The organism is Citrobacter sp. RHBSTW-00599 (assembly GCF_013784065.1).
In the GTDB taxonomy this organism is placed as follows: Bacteria; Pseudomonadota; Gammaproteobacteria; order Enterobacterales; family Enterobacteriaceae; genus Citrobacter; species Citrobacter braakii.
In genome coordinates, this window is sequence record NZ_CP056717.1 from 2,428,854 (window position 1) to 2,445,677 (window position 16,824).

A 16,824-nucleotide genomic window follows, 5' to 3' on the forward strand; every position below is an offset into this window, starting at 1 on the left:
ATTAATTTTGTTCAAAAAAAAGCCCGCTCATTTGGCGGGCCGGGTATCTGGTTGCATATTGCAGACGTAAGACACTGCCCGAAATCAGGAAGTGCGCCACCAACCGTGCAGAACAAATGTTGCTTTCATCTCAGATACCTTCTTCATGTGAACTTGCGTACTAGTTAACTAGTTCGATGGAATAAAGTCAACACCTGATTTCAGTATATTTGTCTAAACCGCTATGATGAGCGTGTTAAGACATTTAGTGAAACGGGAGCCGCATTGAGCGACACGAATTACGCAGTGATTTATGACCTGCACAGTCATACTACAGCCTCCGATGGGCGATTAACGCCAGAAGCCTTAGTACACCGTGCGGTAGAGATGCGAGTCGGTACACTGGCGATCACCGATCATGACACCACAGCGGGTATTGCGGCGGCAAGAGAAGAAATTTCACGTGCGGGTTTAGCGTTAAATTTGATCCCTGGCGTCGAGATATCAACAGTCTGGGAAAACCATGAGATCCATATCGTGGGTCTGAACATTGATATCGTCCATCCAATGATGTGCGAATTTCTGGCGCAGCAAACGGAACGTCGTCAGCAGCGCGCGCGCCTGATTGCTGAACGACTCGACAAAGCGCATATTCCCGGCACGTGGGAAGGGGCATTACGCCTGGCTGATGGCGGGGCGATCACTCGGGGGCATTTCGCGCGTTTCCTGGTGGAGTGCGGAAAAGCCACAACCATGGCGGATGTCTTTAAAAAATATCTTGCTCGTGGGAAAACCGGTTACGTTCCGCCACAGTGGTGTACAATAGAACAAGCTATTGATGTCATTCATCATTCTGGCGGTAAGGCAGTTCTGGCTCATCCTGGGCGGTACGATCTTAGCGCTAAGTGGCTGAAAAGACTGGTTGCGCATTTTGCTGAACATCACGGCGACGCGATGGAAGTGGCACAGTGCCAGCAGTCTCCCAATGAACGCACCCATCTGGCGACGCTTGCGCGTCAGCATCAACTGTGGGCATCGCAAGGGTCTGATTTTCATCTACCCTGCCCATGGATTGAGCTGGGTCGTAAACTCTGGTTGCCCGCAGGCGTAGAAGGCGTCTGGCAACTTTGGGAACAGCCCGAGACCACAGAGAGGAAAGTATGAGCCAGTTTTTTTATATTCATCCCGAAAACCCACAGCAGCGACTGATCAATCAGGCCGTTGAAATCGTGCGTAAAGGAGGGGTGATCGTCTATCCAACTGATTCCGGCTATGCGTTGGGTTGCAAAATTGAAGATAAAGGCGCAATGGAGCGCATTTGTCGCATCCGTCACCTGCCGGACGGGCACAACTTTACGCTGATGTGTCGTGACCTGTCCGAACTGTCGACCTATTCGTTTGTCGACAACGTGGCCTTCCGTTTAATTAAAAACAACACGCCGGGTAACTACACGTTCATCCTGAAGGGGACGAAAGAAGTACCACGTCGACTGTTGCAGGAAAAACGTAAGACCATCGGCTTGCGTGTACCCTCGAATCCGATTGCGCTGGCGCTGCTGGAAGCGCTGGGCGAGCCTATGCTCTCTACATCACTGATGCTGCCGGGCAGCGAATTTACCGAGTCAGATCCGGAAGAAATCAAAGATCGTCTGGAGAAAGTGGTGGATTTGATTATCCACGGTGGATATCTCGGCCAGCAGCCAACCACGGTTATCGATTTAACCGATGATTCCCCGGTGGTATTGCGCGAAGGCGTCGGCGACGTTAAACCTTTCTTATAAGGGCGCGAACCGCTATACTACGCGGCCTTAAAATGGCGCTGACTGGCGCCGTTGATTCTCCTGTTCGACGCCTGTGAAGGCGACATCTAAAGGAAGCTCTATGAGCGAAAAGTTACAAAAAGTGCTGGCGCGCGCTGGCCACGGTTCTCGCCGTGAAATTGAATCCATAATTGCCGCGGGGCGCGTGAGCGTTGATGGCAAAATTGCCACGCTCGGCGATCGCGTTGAAGTTACGCCGGGTCTGAAAATCCGTATCGACGGTCATCTGATTTCGGTTAAAGAATCTGCGGAGCAAATCTGCCGTGTTCTGGCTTATTACAAGCCAGAAGGTGAACTGTGTACCCGTAACGACCCGGAAGGTCGTCCGACCGTGTTTGATCGTCTGCCAAAACTGCGCGATGCGCGCTGGATTGCCGTGGGACGTCTGGACGTGAATACCTGTGGTTTACTGCTGTTTACCACCGATGGCGAACTGGCGAACCGTCTGATGCACCCAAGCCGCGAAGTTGAACGTGAATATGCGGTGCGTGTGTTTGGTCAGGTTGATGACGCAAAACTGCGCGATCTGAGTCGTGGCGTGCAGCTGGAAGATGGTCCGGCCGCATTTAAAACGATCAAGTTCAGCGGCGGTGAAGGGATCAACCAGTGGTATAACGTCACGTTGACCGAAGGGCGTAACCGTGAAGTCCGTCGCCTGTGGGAAGCCGTGGGCGTGCAGGTAAGTCGTCTTATCCGTGTACGTTACGGTGATATCCCACTGCCGAAGGGCCTGCCGCGTGGCGGCTGGACGGAACTTGACCTCGCGCAGACCAACTATTTGCGTGAACTGGTGGAGCTGAAGCCGGAAACCACCTCTAAAGTTGCCGTCGAGAAAGATCGTCGCCGTATGAAGGCAAACCAGATCCGCCGTGCGGTGAAGCGCCACTCTCAGGTTGGCGGCAGCCGTCGTCCGGGCGGTCGCAGCAACAACGGTTAATCATGAGTAGGCCTGATAAGCAACGCGCCATCAGGCGTTAGCGTGGAGCCGGATGCGGCGTAAGCGCCTTATCCGGCCTACTGTCAGTAATCGATCCCCATCTGGGCTTTCACACCCGCTTCAAAGGCGTGCTTAACTGGCCGCAGTTCGCTGACCGTATCCGCTAACTCCAGAATATCGCGATGACATCCACGACCGGTGATAATAACCGTTTGATGGGCAGGGCGCGCGTTTAGGGCATTGATGACCTCGTCGAGCGGCAGATAGTCGTATGCAACCATGTAGGTCAGCTCGTCCAGTATCACCATATCCAGCTCAGCGTCGGCCAGCATCCGCTTGCCGTGTTCCCATACGGCCATACAGGCTGCGGTGTCCGACTCGCGGTTCTGCGTTTCCCAGGTAAATCCTGTCGCCATGACCTGAAACTCAACGCCGTGGGGTTCGAGTAAGTTTCGTTCACCGTTTGGCCACGTCCCCTTAATAAATTGCACTACGCCGACTTTTTTACCGTGGCCTACTGCGCGCGTGGCGGTACCGAACGCGGCGGTGGTTTTACCCTTACCATTTCCGGTGAACACAATAATAATCCCGCGCTCGTCTCTGGCGGCGGCAACACGGGCGTCAACCCGGTCTTTTACGCGCTGCTGGCGCTGCTGATAGCGTTCTTCACTCATTGGGCGATTCCTGGTTTACGGCCCGGCTGGGCATCGAAAGTCATACCGGTTTTACGGCGGCTGTCATCGCCCATCAGCCACAGGTAGAGCGGCATAATATCGGCGGGGGTTTTCAATTTTTGCGGATCTTCCGTCGGGAACGCGCTGGCTCGCATGCCGGTACGCGTTCCACCAGGATTGATACAGTTTACGCGCAGGTGGCGGTTCTGATATTCATCAGCCAGAACCTGCATCATTCCTTCGGTAGCAAATTTGGAGGTGGCGTATGCCCCCCAGTTGGCGCGCCCCTGGCGACCGACGCTGGAGGAGGTAAAGACCAGCGATCCGGCATCGGATTTGAGCAACAACGGCAGCAATGCCTGAGTCAGCATAAAGGTGGCGTTCACGTTTACCTGCATCACGTCCTGCCATACCTGCGGGTTTTGCTCGCTCATCGGGCAAATGTCACCGAGCAATCCGGCATTATGCAGTACTCCATCCAGACGCGGGAAATGCGCGGCAATGCGCTGTGCGAGCTGGTGGCATTCGTCAGACGTACAGGTGAGCAGATCCAGCGTGAACCAGTGTGGTTGCGTACCTTTTTCTTCGGCGATGGAGCGGGCAACCTGACGCAACTTTTCTTCGTTACGCCCTAACAGAATAACGGTCGCGCCGTAACGCGCGTAGGTCTGTGCGGCTTCACGCCCGATACCATCGCTGGCACCGGTGACCAGAATAATGCGGTCCTGTAGAAGATCTTGTTTCGGTTGATAATGCACGGCTACTCCTCGGCGACGTCCTGGCCATCTCGTTCGCGATAACTTTTGGGCTTTATGCCTTAAACCCTGTTCTTTTTCAATCAGCCAAAGGCAATAACACCGCAAAATGAACGCGTTGTCATGCTTTTTACTGAATGGATGAAGCAAGACGGGTTAACAAGGCTGTTGTACACTGAGCGAAAGTAGCGTTGTTTAACCAAGGTGGGTCACGTGGAATTGTTGTCTGAATATGGGTTGTTTTTGGCAAAAATTGTCACTGTCGTGGTGGCTATTGCGGTGGTAGTTATGCTGATCGTAAACGCGACACAACGCAAACGTCAGCGTGGGGAATTGCGGGTTATTAATCTCAGCGATCAATATAAAGAGATGAAAGAAGACCTGTCGCTGGCCTTATTGGATGGGCATCAGCAAAAATTCTGGCATAAGGCGCAGAAAAAGAAACACAAGCTTGAGGCGAAGGCCGCTAAGGCAAAAGCGAAACTGGGAGACAGTACGTCATCTGATAAACCACGGGTATGGGTACTTGATTTTAAAGGCAGTATGGATGCCCATGAGGTCAGCGCATTACGCGAAGAGGTGACGGCAGTGCTGGCGGTCGTTAAACCCCAGGATCAGGTCGTGGTTCGTCTGGAAAGTCCGGGCGGCGTAGTACACGGCTATGGCCTGGCCGCGTCCCAGTTACAACGTCTGCGCGATAAGCAGATCCCGCTGACCGTTACGGTAGATAAAGTCGCTGCGAGCGGCGGATATATGATGGCCTGCGTGGCGGATAAAATTGTCTCGGCGCCGTTTGCTATTGTCGGCTCTATTGGCGTTGTGGCACAGATCCCGAACTTTCACCGCTTCCTGAAAGGGAAAGATATTGATATCGAACTGCACACCGCCGGACAGTACAAGCGTACGCTGACCTTACTTGGTGAAAACACGGAAGAAGGGCGGCAGAAATTCCGCGAAGACCTGAACGAAACCCATCATCTGTTTAAAGATTTTGTACAGCGCATGCGTCCGGCTCTGGACATTGAGCAGGTTGCCACGGGTGAACACTGGTTTGGTCAACAGGCGCTGGCCAACGGGCTGGTGGATGAGATCAATACCAGTGATGAGGTGATCCTCGGGCTGATGGACGGTCGTGACGTATTAAACGTACGTTATCTGCAGCGTAAAAAACTGATGGACCGTTTTACCGGCAGTGCCGCCGAGAGCGCCGATCGTTTACTGATGCGTTGGTGGCAGCGAGGACAAAAACCGCTGATGTAAAATTGTAATTGCCGGATGAGGCGCAGCCGTCATCCGGCAAATCATTTCTCGTGTTAATCGATCAAGTGATACTTTTCAGAAAGTACGTGCGCCAGATGTTTAAACATATTAAACACCGCCGTACTTTTGGGCGTCGGTAGCCCTTGCTCGTCTAAAAAGTAATCTCCGCTGAAAACCAGCACGCCATTTCGCTGCGTTACGCCGGTGGCGACAATCCCCGCCAGCGTGTCCTCATGCTCACGAATGATTTTGTTGGCTTCAATCAGCAGTGTTTCGCGATCGATGGGTTGAGTGTCTTTATGCATTATTTACTCCTTAAACAAGGACATTAGTCTACGCCGAGCCCGGCTTATGGGCAAATATTCCCTGACTTAAATGAAGGTCTTACGACGGTGTTGCAAGTGGCGAGATTTGTTTTTGCATGCTAATAAAGTTGCGTAACGCATTTTATCAGGTACAGTGTGACGCTTTCGTCAATCTGGCAACAGATTTGCTTGACATTCGACCAATACTCCGTCGTGCTATAGCGTTTGTGAGCAAAAAAGCCTGTTAACTCAGTTACATGAGAGTTACATTACAAGCGCGAATCAGTTTAAGGGTTGATATCCGCCGACGCAGAGACCATATCGATGTCTCGTCGCCAGTGGAAGGTGAATCAACGTGCGACGCATTCTGGAAGAATCAAATTAGGTAAAGGTGAATATGGGTAAAGCTCTTGTCATCGTTGAGTCCCCGGCAAAAGCCAAAACGATCAACAAGTATCTGGGTAATGACTACGTGGTGAAATCCAGCGTCGGTCATATCCGTGATTTGCCGACCAGTGGCTCAGCAACTAAAAAGAGCGCCGACTCAACCTCCACCAAAACGGCTAAAAAGCCCAAAAAGGATGAACGTGGCGCTCTCGTCAATCGTATGGGTGTTGACCCGTGGCACAACTGGGATGCGCGCTATGAAGTGCTGCCCGGTAAAGAAAAAGTTGTTTCTGAACTGAAGCAACTGGCTGAAAAAGCCGACCACATCTATCTCGCAACCGACCTTGACCGCGAAGGGGAAGCCATTGCGTGGCACCTGCGGGAAGTGATCGGCGGCGACGACACCCGCTACAGTCGCGTGGTGTTTAACGAAATTACCAAAAACGCTATTCGTCAGGCGTTTGAAAAACCGGGCGAACTGAACATCGACCGCGTCAATGCGCAACAGGCGCGCCGCTTTATGGACCGTGTTGTGGGCTATATGGTGTCGCCGCTGCTGTGGAAAAAAATTGCGCGAGGCCTGTCAGCAGGCCGCGTACAGTCGGTTGCCGTGCGTCTGGTGGTTGAGCGTGAACGCGAAATCAAAGCATTCATTCCTGAAGAGTTCTGGGAAATTGATGCTAACACGACCACGCCAGGCGGTGACGCGTTACCGCTTGAGGTGACGCATCAGAATGATAAACCGTTCCGTCCGGTCAACCGGGAACAAACGCTTGCCGCCGTTAGCCTGTTGGAAAATGCGCGCTACAGCGTTCTGGAACGCGAAGATAAGCCGACCAGCAGCAAGCCGGGTGCGCCGTTCATCACCTCCACGCTACAGCAGGCCGCCAGCACGCGTCTGGGCTTCGGCGTGAAGAAAACCATGATGATGGCGCAGCGCTTGTATGAAGCGGGCTACATCACTTATATGCGTACTGACTCAACCAACCTGAGCCAGGATGCGGTGAACATGGTTCGCGATTACATCAGCGATAATTTCGGCAAAAAGTATCTGCCGGAGAGCGCGAACCAGTACGCCAGCAAAGAGAACTCGCAGGAAGCGCACGAAGCTATCCGTCCTTCCGATGTCGCCGTGCAGGCGGAATCGCTGAAAGATATGGAAGCCGATGCGCAAAAACTGTATCAGCTGATCTGGCGCCAGTTTGTTGCCTGTCAGATGACGCCTGCTAAATATGATTCCACCACGCTGACGGTGGGTGCGGGTGATTTCCGTCTGAAGGCGCGTGGTCGTATTCTGCGCTTCGATGGCTGGACGAAAGTGATGCCTGCGCTGCGTAAGGGCGATGAAGACCGCATTTTACCAGCGGTGGATAAAGGCGATACGTTGACGCTCATCGAACTGACACCTGCGCAACACTTTACCAAACCGCCTGCGCGCTTCAGTGAAGCTTCGCTGGTTAAAGAGCTTGAAAAACGTGGGATTGGTCGCCCATCCACGTATGCGTCGATCATTTCTACGATTCAGGATCGCGGTTATGTTCGCGTTGAGAACCGTCGCTTCTACGCTGAAAAAATGGGTGAAATCGTCACCGATCGTCTGGAAGAAAACTTCCGCGAACTGATGAACTACGACTTTACCGCGCAGATGGAAGACAGTCTCGACCAGGTGGCAAATCACGAAGCCGAATGGAAGGGCGTACTCGACAACTTCTTCACTGATTTTACTCAGCAACTGGATAAAGCCGAGAAAGATCCTGAAGAGGGCGGTATGCGTCCGAACCAGATGGTGCTGACCAGCATTGATTGCCCAACCTGCGGTCGCAAGATGGGTATTCGTACCGCCAGCACCGGCGTTTTCCTGGGTTGTTCTGGCTATGCGCTTTCCCCGAAAGAGCGTTGCAAAACCACCATTAATCTGGTGCCGGAAAACGAAGTGCTGAACGTGCTGGAAGGCGACGATGCGGAAACCAACGCTCTGCGCGCCAAACGTCGCTGCCAGAAGTGCGGCACGGCGATGGACAGCTACCTTATCGATCCTAAGCGCAAGCTGCATGTATGTGGTAATAACCCTACCTGCGACGGCTATGAGATCGAAGAAGGCGAATTCCGCATCAAGGGTTATGACGGTCCTATCGTTGAGTGCGAGAAATGTGGCTCTGAAATGCACCTGAAAATGGGACGTTTCGGCAAGTACATGGCGTGTACCAACGACGAGTGCAAAAATACCCGTAAGATCCTGCGTAACGGTGAAGTTGCTCCACCTAAAGAGGATCCGGTTCCGTTGCCAGAACTGCCGTGTGAAAAATCTGATGCGTATTTCGTGTTACGTGATGGTGCTGCAGGTATCTTCCTGGCGGCAAATACGTTCCCGAAATCACGTGAGACACGTGCGCCGCTGGTTGAAGAGTTGTACCGCTTCCGCGATCGTCTGCCGGAAAAACTGCGCTATCTGGCAGATGCGCCGCAGACTGACCCGGACGGCAACAAGTCGATGGTTCGTTTCAGCCGTAAAACCAAGCAGCAATACGTTGCTGCGGAGAAAGACGGTAAGGCGACCGGCTGGTCCGCGTTCTACGTTGACGGTAAATGGGTAGAAGGGAAGAAATAACAGCATTCCGGCTGAGTTTCTCCTCAAAGGGTCGCGTAAGCGGCCCTTTTTGTTTCTGGCGTATTATTTTTTGTCATCCCTATACAGCTCACATAGAAATGATATAGTGGTTATAGTTAACACACTTTTTATTATTAAATCGTATTAGCAGCGCCAACGAGCCTGCTCTGAAACGATGATTTGATGGCGCAAATCGGGATGGCTTAACATGAAATTACAGCAGCTTCGCTACATTGTTGAGGTGGTGAACCACAACCTTAATGTCTCCTCAACGGCGGAAGGGCTTTATACCTCGCAGCCAGGTATCAGTAAGCAAGTTCGTATGCTGGAAGATGAACTTGGCATCCAGATTTTTGCCCGTAGCGGTAAGCACCTGACCCAGGTTACGCCAGCGGGCCAGGAAGTCATTCGAATCGCGCGAGAAGTTTTGTCGAAGGTGGATGCCATTAAGTCCGTTGCTGGCGAACATACCTGGCCGGACAAAGGCTCACTGTATATCGCCACCACGCACACTCAGGCGCGTTACGCTTTGCCGAACGTTATTAAAGGCTTTATTGAGCGTTATCCACGCGTCTCATTGCATATGCACCAGGGATCGCCGACGCAAATCGCCGAAGCCGTCTCGAAAGGGAATGCAGATTTTGCTATCGCGACGGAAGCCCTGCACCTGTATGACGATCTGGTGATGCTGCCTTGCTACCACTGGAATCGTTCGATTGTCGTTACGCCGGACCATCCGTTGGCGGGCAAATCCGCCGTATCCATTGAAGAACTGGCGCAGTACCCGCTGGTGACCTACACGTTTGGATTTACCGGACGTTCGGAACTGGACACCGCGTTCAACCGTGCGGGGCTTGAGCCGCGTATAGTTTTTACCGCGACCGATGCCGATGTCATTAAGACCTATGTACGCCTGGGCCTCGGCGTGGGGGTAATTGCCAGTATGGCGGTTGATCCTGTCTCCGACCCTGACCTGGTGCGCGTTGATGCCCATGATATCTTCAGCCATAGCACCACCAAGATTGGTTTTCGTCGCAGCACTTTTTTACGCAGTTACATGTATGATTTTATTCAACGTTTCGCGCCGCATCTGACGCGTGATGTGGTGGATACAGCGGTGGCGCTACGTTCCAACGACGATATTGAAGCCATGTTTAAAGATATTAAATTGCCTGAGAAATAATAACGGCTGTTACCTCGTCGGTATCCTCAAACATAAAGCGATACCGACGGCAGAGTCTGAATCTATTCAATATTTTTCCTCTATATATTAACCATATATTGTTTATGGTAAACACTTGCTAAAGTAGTTTCAAATTAGTAAGGTCGCCAAAAATCCCTCTCAAATATTTATAACCGATCAAATAATTAATTTATTTATCAGGTCGAGTATGAAAATTATCTGGCTTTTTTTGACCTTTTTTATTAGGATTCCTCCTATCTGATGATTAATTGTACCGATTGTTTGGTGCTTAAATGATAAGTGATTTCGATAGTATGAGGTTAGCGATGCCTTCAGGAAACCAGCCAGCACGCCGGGATCCCGTGATGAAACGTAAAGCCTGGTTCGCTGTGTTTCTTGGCTCTGCCGTGTTCTGGGTTATTGTCGCGCTCGTGGCCTGGAACGTGTGGGGGTAGGTCATGTCCACACTGGAACAACGCTCCACCGTGATGCCATCTCCGGATGACCATGAACAAGAGAGTCAACGCAGCGCAGAGAATAAGCCGAATATTCCAGCGACCTGGAAACTCTCTCCTGAACAACGGGCGTTTATCGATCTGTTTGCGGATGATGATGAACAGAAACAATAATTGATACGAATTTTATAATTATTATTAGTCCGTTGTCTTGTACTGCAAATATTTTATTCCGGGCAATCGTGATGAGCCATGCTTATCACCGTATTAACCTTGACCGCTTAAACCTTTCTCCTCGCCAGATACTTCAGTTGCCCCTTTTGTAGCCCTCCACTTTTATCAATTTGAGTTGTTATCAAAGCGTTACATTTTGTTTGTGTTATCTTTAATACTAACCCTGAGGAAAATCAGGGGATCCAACCCTGTCATTAAGGAGGAGCTATGTCGTCGACCCTACGAGAAGCCAGTAAGGACACATTGCAGGTTAAAGATAAAACCTACCGTTACTACAGTCTGCCGCTGGCCGCTAAATCACTGGGTGATATCACCCGTTTACCGAAATCGCTAAAAGTTTTGCTGGAAAACCTGCTTCGCTGGCAGGACGGTAATTCCGTTACCGAAGATGATATTCATGCGCTTGCGCATTGGCTGAAGACCGCTCATGCCGATCGAGAAATTGCCTATCGACCTGCTCGTGTTCTGATGCAGGATTTTACCGGCGTGCCGGCGGTGGTCGATCTCGCCGCCATGCGCGAAGCGGTGAAACGTCTGGGTGGGGATACGGCAAAAGTGAATCCGCTTTCGCCAGTGGATCTTGTCATTGATCACTCTGTAACGGTGGATCGTTTCGGTGATGATGATGCTTTCGAAGAAAACGTGCGCCTGGAAATGGAACGTAACCATGAACGTTATGTGTTCCTGAAATGGGGACAGCAGGCATTTAGTCGCTTCAGCGTTGTACCGCCGGGTACGGGGATTTGCCACCAGGTTAACCTTGAATATCTTGGCAAAGCTGTCTGGAGCGAGTTACAGGACGGTGAGTGGGTGGCTTATCCCGATACACTGGTCGGTACCGATTCCCATACCACGATGATTAATGGTCTCGGTGTGCTGGGCTGGGGCGTTGGAGGCATTGAAGCTGAAGCAGCAATGCTGGGTCAACCGGTCTCAATGCTGATCCCGGATGTTGTGGGCTTTAAACTGGTGGGTAAACTGCGGGAAGGCATCACTGCCACCGACCTGGTTCTGACCGTCACCCAGATGCTGCGTAAGCACGGTGTAGTCGGTAAATTCGTTGAATTCTACGGTGATGGGCTGGACACCTTACCTCTGGCCGATCGAGCAACCATTGCGAACATGGCACCGGAATACGGCGCAACCTGCGGTTTCTTCCCGATCGATGACATTACCCTTGAGTATATGCGTCTGAGCGGGCGCAGTGAGGAACAGGTTGAGTTGGTCAATGCCTATGCCAAAGCGCAGGGAATGTGGCGTAACCCAGGGGATGAACCTGTGTTTACCAGTTCGTTGGAGCTGGATATGGGCAGCGTAGAGGCAAGCCTTGCTGGACCGAAGCGTCCGCAGGATCGGGTGGCGCTGGCTGATGTGCCGAAAGCCTTTTCGGCGAGTAATGAACTTGAGGTGAATAGCTCGCTTAAAGACCGCCAGCCAGTGGACTATACCATGAGCGGTCAGCAGTATAAGCTGCCGGACGGCGCGGTGGTGATAGCCGCTATCACCTCTTGTACCAACACCTCAAACCCAAGCGTATTGATGGCGGCGGGGCTGCTGGCGAAAAAAGCCGTAACGCTTGGTTTGAAACGTCAGCCATGGGTGAAAGCCTCGTTGGCGCCAGGATCGAAGGTGGTTTCCGATTATCTGGCAAAGGCTGGGTTCACTCCGTACCTTGATGAGCTGGGATTTAATCTTGTGGGTTATGGCTGTACCACCTGTATTGGCAACTCTGGACCCTTACCCGATCCTATCGAAACCGCCATCAAAAAAGGCGATCTTACAGTTGGGGCAGTGCTTTCTGGAAACCGTAACTTTGAAGGTCGTATCCATCCGCTCGTGAAGACCAACTGGCTGGCATCTCCGCCGCTGGTGGTGGCCTACGCCCTGGCGGGGAATATGAATATCAACCTGACGAAAGATCCGTTAGGCCATGACAGAAAAGGCGATCCTGTTTATCTGAAAGATATTTGGCCGACAGCCAAGGAAATTGCCCGCGCCGTTGAGCAGGTCTCTACCGCCATGTTCCACAAAGAGTATGCTGAAGTCTTTGAAGGCACGCCAGAATGGAAAGCAATCCAGGTTGATCGCGCTGATACCTATGGCTGGCAGGCTGACTCGACCTATATCCGTTTGTCACCGTTCTTCGATGGTATGCAGGCTACGCCGGATCCGGTTCAGGACATTCACGGTGCGCGTATTCTGGCGATGCTCGGAGATTCTGTTACCACCGACCATATTTCTCCTGCCGGCAGTATTAAACCAGACAGTCCGGCGGGGCGTTATCTGCAAAGCCATGGCGTTGAGCGTAAAGATTTTAACTCCTACGGTTCGCGACGCGGGAATCATGAAGTGATGATGCGTGGTACCTTCGCCAATATTCGTATTCGCAATGAGATGGTACCTGGCGTGGAAGGTGGCATGACGCGTCATTTGCCGGGAACCGAAGTGGTGGCTATTTATGATGCGGCCATGCAATACCAGCAGGAGAACGTGCCTCTGGCGGTGATTGCTGGGAAAGAGTATGGATCCGGCTCCAGCCGTGACTGGGCGGCGAAAGGCCCACGTTTGCTGGGCGTTCGCGTGGTTATCGCAGAGTCTTTTGAGCGAATTCACCGTTCTAACCTGATTGGCATGGGCATTTTACCGCTGGAATTCCCGCAGGGCGTCACGCGTAAAACGCTGGGATTAACCGGTGAGGAGGCGATCGATATTACGGACCTACAAAACATTAAACCAGGGGCGACAGTTCCGGTGAGTATGGTATGCGCAGATGGGCGTAAAGAGGTAATTCTATGCCGCTGTCGCATTGATACCGCGACGGAGCTAACGTATTACCAAAACGACGGCATTCTGCACTACGTGATTCGTAATGTGTTGAATTAAAATGCAAAAAAGCCTGCGAGAGCAGGCTTTTTGATAGGCGGTGACAACGATTATTTGCCCAGCAAATGTCCCATCTTGGCGGCTTTGGTGTCCAGATAATGTTCATTTTTTGGATTACGGCCCACGATCAGCGGCACGCGTTCAACAATATTGATTCCCGCTTCGGTCAGGATTTCTACTTTCTTCGGGTTATTGGTCAGCAAACGTACCGCATCCACGCCCAGCAGCTTGAACATATCGGCACACAGCGTGAAATCGCGCTCGTCTGCCGCAAATCCCAACTGATGATTCGCTTCAACGGTATCATAACCCTGGTCCTGCAACGCGTAAGCGCGGATTTTGTTGAGCAGGCCAATGTTGCGTCCTTCCTGACGGTGATAAAGCAGAATGCCACGCCCTTCTTCAGCAATGTGGGTGAGGGCCGCTTCAAGCTGGAAACCGCAATCGCAACGCAGGCTAAACAGCGCATCACCAGTCAAACATTCGGAGTGGACGCGCGCCAGGACAGGTGTTTGGCCTGTGATATCACCAAAAACCAGTGCGACATGATCGTGTCCGGTTGCCAGTTCTTCAAATCCCACCATCAGGAAATCACCCCAGGGGGTTGGCAGTTTGGCTTCTGCCACACGTTTAAGCTGCATGTAATTCTCCAGATTATGCTGGCACTCGTCGTGCCTTCGCCTGTCGGCTTCTGTTCTGTATTACACTATTTTGCCATAAGGCAACGACGTTCACCTAATCGCGACCACGGATTCGCTTTTGGAATGGCACAAAATTGTCAATTTTCCCGACGTGTGAATTTTTCAGTTATGATTGTGATACTTATCGACGAAAGGAGAGGCAATGCTGTCTATTGCAAAGCGCACCGCAGTGGGGACCGGACTGCTACTTATCATGCCGGTTGCCGTATGGGTATCAGGCTGGAGCTGGCAGCCGGGGCACAATGTCTGGTGGTTAAAGTCCTTGTACTGGGTAACGGAAACGGTGACGCAGCCGTGGGGAATTATCACTCACGTTGCGCTTTGTGCATGGTTTCTGTGGTGCCTGCGTTTTCGTCTTAAAGCCGCGGTAATGTTGTTTGCTATTCTGGCCGCAGCGATTTTAGTGGGACAGGGCGTGAAGTCCTGGGTAAAAGACAGGGTGCAAGAACCGCGACCTTTTGTCGTGTGGCTGGAAAAAACGCACCATATTCCGGTTGATGAGTTCTACACTTTAAAACGTAAAGATCGTGGGCATTTAGTCAAAGAACAATTGGCTGAACAGCAGGATATTCCAACGTTTTTACGCAAGCACTGGCAAAAAGAAACGGGGTTTGCCTTTCCGTCCGGACATACGATGTTTGCCGCCAGTTGGGCTTTACTGGGCGTAGGGCTGTTATGGCCGCGCAGACGTACGCTGACGATTGTGTTTTTGCTGATCTGGGCGACCGGCGTGATGGGCAGCCGCTTGCTGTTAGGCATGCACTGGCCCCGTGATTTGGTGGTGGCAACGCTGATTTCGTGGCTGTTGGTGACGCTGGCAACCTGGCTTGCACAGCGGGTATGCGGACCATTAACCCCACCAGTGCAGGAGAAAAAAGAAATCGCGCAGCGAGAACAAGAAAGCTAGCGATGATTGATTTTTCAAATTTTGCCCTTAAATCAGAAAGTGGAAAGCGCTTTTCCGTTTCGCACTCGTTGTGAAAATGGTAATTTAAAGGGCTCAACGCGGTAAGTTGGACACGATTTATTCGCTCAAACCACATAACGGGAAGTAATGTGAAATATTTACTCATTTTCTTACTGGTGTTGGCGATTTTTGTTATTTCGGTGACATTGGGTGCGCAAAACGATCAACAGGTTACGTTTAATTACCTGCTGGCTCAGGGTGAGTATCGTATCTCTACGCTGCTTGCTGTATTGTTTGCTGCAGGGTTTGCGATTGGTTGGTTAATTTGCGGCCTTTTCTGGCTGAAGGTTCGTGTGTCTCTTGCGCGCGCCGAACGTAAAATCAAACGACTGGAAAACCAGCTTGCGCCTACGACCGACGTTGCGGTATCTGCCGATTCGTCGGTTGTGAAGGAATAATTATTTATGTTGGAGTTGTTGTTTCTGCTTTTACCTGTAGCCGCTGCCTATGGGTGGTATATGGGTCGCAGAAGTGCGCAACAAACCAAGCAGGATGAAGCTAACCGTCTTTCTCGTGACTATGTCGCCGGGGTTAACTTCCTTCTGAGCAATCAACAAGATAAAGCGGTGGATCTGTTCCTTGATATGCTAAAAGAGGACACAGGCACCGTTGAGGCTCATCTCACCCTCGGAAACCTGTTCCGCTCTCGCGGTGAAGTCGATCGCGCAATCCGCATCCATCAAACGTTAATGGAAAGTGCCTCGCTGACCTACGAGCAGCGTTTGCTGGCCGTGCAACAGCTGGGGCGCGACTACATGGCCGCGGGACTGTACGACCGCGCGGAAGACATGTTCAATCAGCTTACCGATGAAACTGATTTTCGGGTTGGCGCATTACAGCAACTGTTGCAAATTTATCAGGCCACCAGCGAATGGCAAAAAGCCATTGATGTAGCAGAGCGTCTGGTAAAACTCGGCAAAGACAAACAGCGTAATGAGATAGCCCACTTCTACTGCGAACTGGCCTTACAGCAAATGGGTAGCGACGATATGGATCGCGCCATGACGCTGTTGAAAAAAGGCGCCGCGGCAGACAAAAACAGTGCACGGGTATCCATCATGATGGGTCGCGTGTACATGGAAAAAGGTGATTACGCGAAGGCGGTTGAAAGCCTGCAACGGGTCATTTCCCAGGACAAAGAGCTGGTCAGCGAAACGCTGGAAATGCTGCAAAGCTGCTACCAGCATCTGGGGAAAAACGATGAGTGGGCGGAGTTTTTACGTCGGGCCGTCGAGGAAAATACTGGTGCCGCCGCCGAACTGATGCTGGCGGATATTCTTGAGGCGCGTGAGGGGGCTGATACCGCTCAGGTCTATATCACTCGTCAGCTGCAACGTCATCCTACGATGCGCGTGTTCCACAAGCTGATGGATTATCATCTCCACGAAGCCGAAGAAGGGCGTGCCAAAGAGAGCCTGATGGTTCTGCGCGATATGGTCGGAGAGCAGGTACGTAGTAAACCGCGTTACCGCTGCCAGAAGTGCGGTTTTACGGCGTATACGCTGTACTGGCACTGTCCATCCTGCCGTTCATGGTCAACCATTAAGCCCATTCGCGGACTTGATGGGCTGTAATTTTTAAAAAAAACCTCATTTTAGTTACAACATACTATTGGTGTGTAATCGATCCATCCTCAACCTCCGCTGCCGGTTCGCCTGGCATAAATGTAATCGCGC

Annotated in this window: 17 protein-coding genes and 1 other annotated feature; of the genes, 12 read left to right on the top strand and 5 right to left on the bottom strand. The window is 51.7% G+C overall.

Going from position 1 to position 16,824, the window contains the following annotated elements:
* Positions 1–13: 13 nt before the first annotated feature.
* Positions 14–108 (bottom strand) — a sequence feature (Trp leader region).
* Positions 85–129 carry a trp operon leader peptide gene (trpL, locus tag HV243_RS11885; RefSeq protein ID WP_012905981.1) on the bottom strand — a complete coding sequence of 15 codons (45 nt, stop codon included), beginning with the start codon at positions 127–129 and terminating at the stop codon, positions 85–87. Its footprint overlaps the feature before it by 24 nt.
* 135 nt (positions 130–264) lie before the next feature.
* Between trpL and rnm the strand changes: the two genes are divergently transcribed.
* The 3 genes from rnm (at position 265) to rluB (ending at position 2,736) form a co-directional block, all read left to right on the top strand.
* On the top strand, positions 265–1,143 hold the full coding sequence (gene rnm / locus HV243_RS11890; protein ID WP_053388564.1) for an RNase AM: 879 nt from the start codon (positions 265–267) through the stop codon (positions 1,141–1,143).
* A complete protein-coding gene (locus HV243_RS11895) occupies positions 1,140–1,760 on the top strand; it encodes an L-threonylcarbamoyladenylate synthase (protein WP_016153256.1) in 621 nt (206 codons plus the stop codon). Before rnm ends, HV243_RS11895 begins: the two co-directional genes overlap by 4 nt.
* A 100-nt stretch (positions 1,761–1,860) precedes the next feature.
* Positions 1,861–2,736, top strand: a complete 876-nt coding sequence (rluB, locus tag HV243_RS11900; RefSeq protein ID WP_006684306.1) for a 23S rRNA pseudouridine(2605) synthase RluB — start codon at positions 1,861–1,863, stop codon at positions 2,734–2,736.
* An 83-nt stretch (positions 2,737–2,819) separates the two neighbouring features.
* On the opposite strand, the gene cobO is transcribed toward rluB, so the two are convergent.
* Positions 2,820–3,410: a cob(I)yrinic acid a,c-diamide adenosyltransferase gene (gene cobO / locus HV243_RS11905; RefSeq protein WP_016153255.1), complete on the bottom strand. Its 591-nt coding sequence runs from the start codon at positions 3,408–3,410 to the stop codon at positions 2,820–2,822.
* Positions 3,407–4,168 carry a YciK family oxidoreductase gene (locus HV243_RS11910; protein ID WP_016156651.1) on the bottom strand — a complete coding sequence of 254 codons (762 nt, stop codon included), beginning with the start codon at positions 4,166–4,168 and terminating at the stop codon, positions 3,407–3,409. The genes cobO and HV243_RS11910 overlap by 4 nt, the downstream gene beginning before the upstream one ends.
* Before the next feature lie 210 nt (positions 4,169–4,378).
* Between HV243_RS11910 and sohB the strand changes: the two genes are divergently transcribed.
* On the top strand, positions 4,379–5,425 hold the full coding sequence (gene sohB / locus HV243_RS11915) for a protease SohB (RefSeq protein ID WP_016153253.1): 1,047 nt from the start codon (positions 4,379–4,381) through the stop codon (positions 5,423–5,425).
* 53 nt (positions 5,426–5,478) lie between these two features.
* Here the strand turns inward: sohB and HV243_RS11920 are convergent, their stop codons facing one another.
* Positions 5,479–5,730 carry a YciN family protein gene (locus HV243_RS11920; RefSeq protein WP_003020616.1) on the bottom strand — a complete coding sequence of 84 codons (252 nt, stop codon included), beginning with the start codon at positions 5,728–5,730 and terminating at the stop codon, positions 5,479–5,481.
* 397 nt (positions 5,731–6,127) lie between these two features.
* Between HV243_RS11920 and topA the strand changes: the two genes are divergently transcribed.
* The 5 genes from topA to acnA all read left to right on the top strand — a co-directional run bounded on the left by topA (position 6,128) and on the right by acnA (position 13,480).
* A complete protein-coding gene (gene topA, locus HV243_RS11925; protein WP_131350876.1) occupies positions 6,128–8,725 on the top strand; it encodes a type I DNA topoisomerase in 2,598 nt (865 codons plus the stop codon).
* 208 nt (positions 8,726–8,933) lie between these two features.
* Entirely contained in the window at positions 8,934–9,908 is a 975-nt protein-coding gene (cysB, locus tag HV243_RS11930; protein ID WP_016153251.1) for an HTH-type transcriptional regulator CysB, read from the top strand.
* Positions 9,909–10,222: 314 nt separating this feature from the next.
* A complete protein-coding gene (locus HV243_RS11935; RefSeq protein WP_213083732.1) occupies positions 10,223–10,363 on the top strand; it encodes a YmiA family putative membrane protein in 141 nt (46 codons plus the stop codon).
* A 3-nt stretch (positions 10,364–10,366) separates the two neighbouring features.
* Complete coding sequence (locus HV243_RS11940) at positions 10,367–10,537, top strand: hypothetical protein (protein ID WP_016153249.1); 171 nt, start codon at positions 10,367–10,369, stop codon at positions 10,535–10,537.
* A gap of 267 nt (positions 10,538–10,804) precedes the next feature.
* The gene (gene acnA / locus HV243_RS11945; protein WP_053388562.1) at positions 10,805–13,480 is read left to right on the top strand and encodes an aconitate hydratase AcnA; all 2,676 of its coding nucleotides are present in this window, start codon (positions 10,805–10,807) and stop codon (positions 13,478–13,480) included.
* A gap of 50 nt (positions 13,481–13,530) precedes the next feature.
* On the opposite strand, the gene ribA is transcribed toward acnA, so the two are convergent.
* Positions 13,531–14,121 carry a GTP cyclohydrolase II gene (gene ribA, locus HV243_RS11950; protein WP_016153247.1) on the bottom strand — a complete coding sequence of 197 codons (591 nt, stop codon included), beginning with the start codon at positions 14,119–14,121 and terminating at the stop codon, positions 13,531–13,533.
* Between the two features lie 202 nt (positions 14,122–14,323).
* Between ribA and pgpB the strand changes: the two genes are divergently transcribed.
* The 3 genes from pgpB (at position 14,324) to lapB (ending at position 16,722) form a co-directional block, all read left to right on the top strand.
* A complete protein-coding gene (pgpB, locus tag HV243_RS11955) occupies positions 14,324–15,088 on the top strand; it encodes a phosphatidylglycerophosphatase B (RefSeq protein ID WP_019076872.1) in 765 nt (254 codons plus the stop codon).
* 149 nt (positions 15,089–15,237) lie between these two features.
* Positions 15,238–15,546, top strand: a complete 309-nt coding sequence (locus tag HV243_RS11960) for a LapA family protein (protein WP_053388561.1) — start codon at positions 15,238–15,240, stop codon at positions 15,544–15,546.
* Positions 15,547–15,552: 6 nt separating this feature from the next.
* Positions 15,553–16,722, top strand: a complete 1,170-nt coding sequence (gene lapB, locus HV243_RS11965) for a lipopolysaccharide assembly protein LapB (RefSeq protein WP_016153245.1) — start codon at positions 15,553–15,555, stop codon at positions 16,720–16,722.
* Positions 16,723–16,824 lie beyond the last annotated feature (102 nt).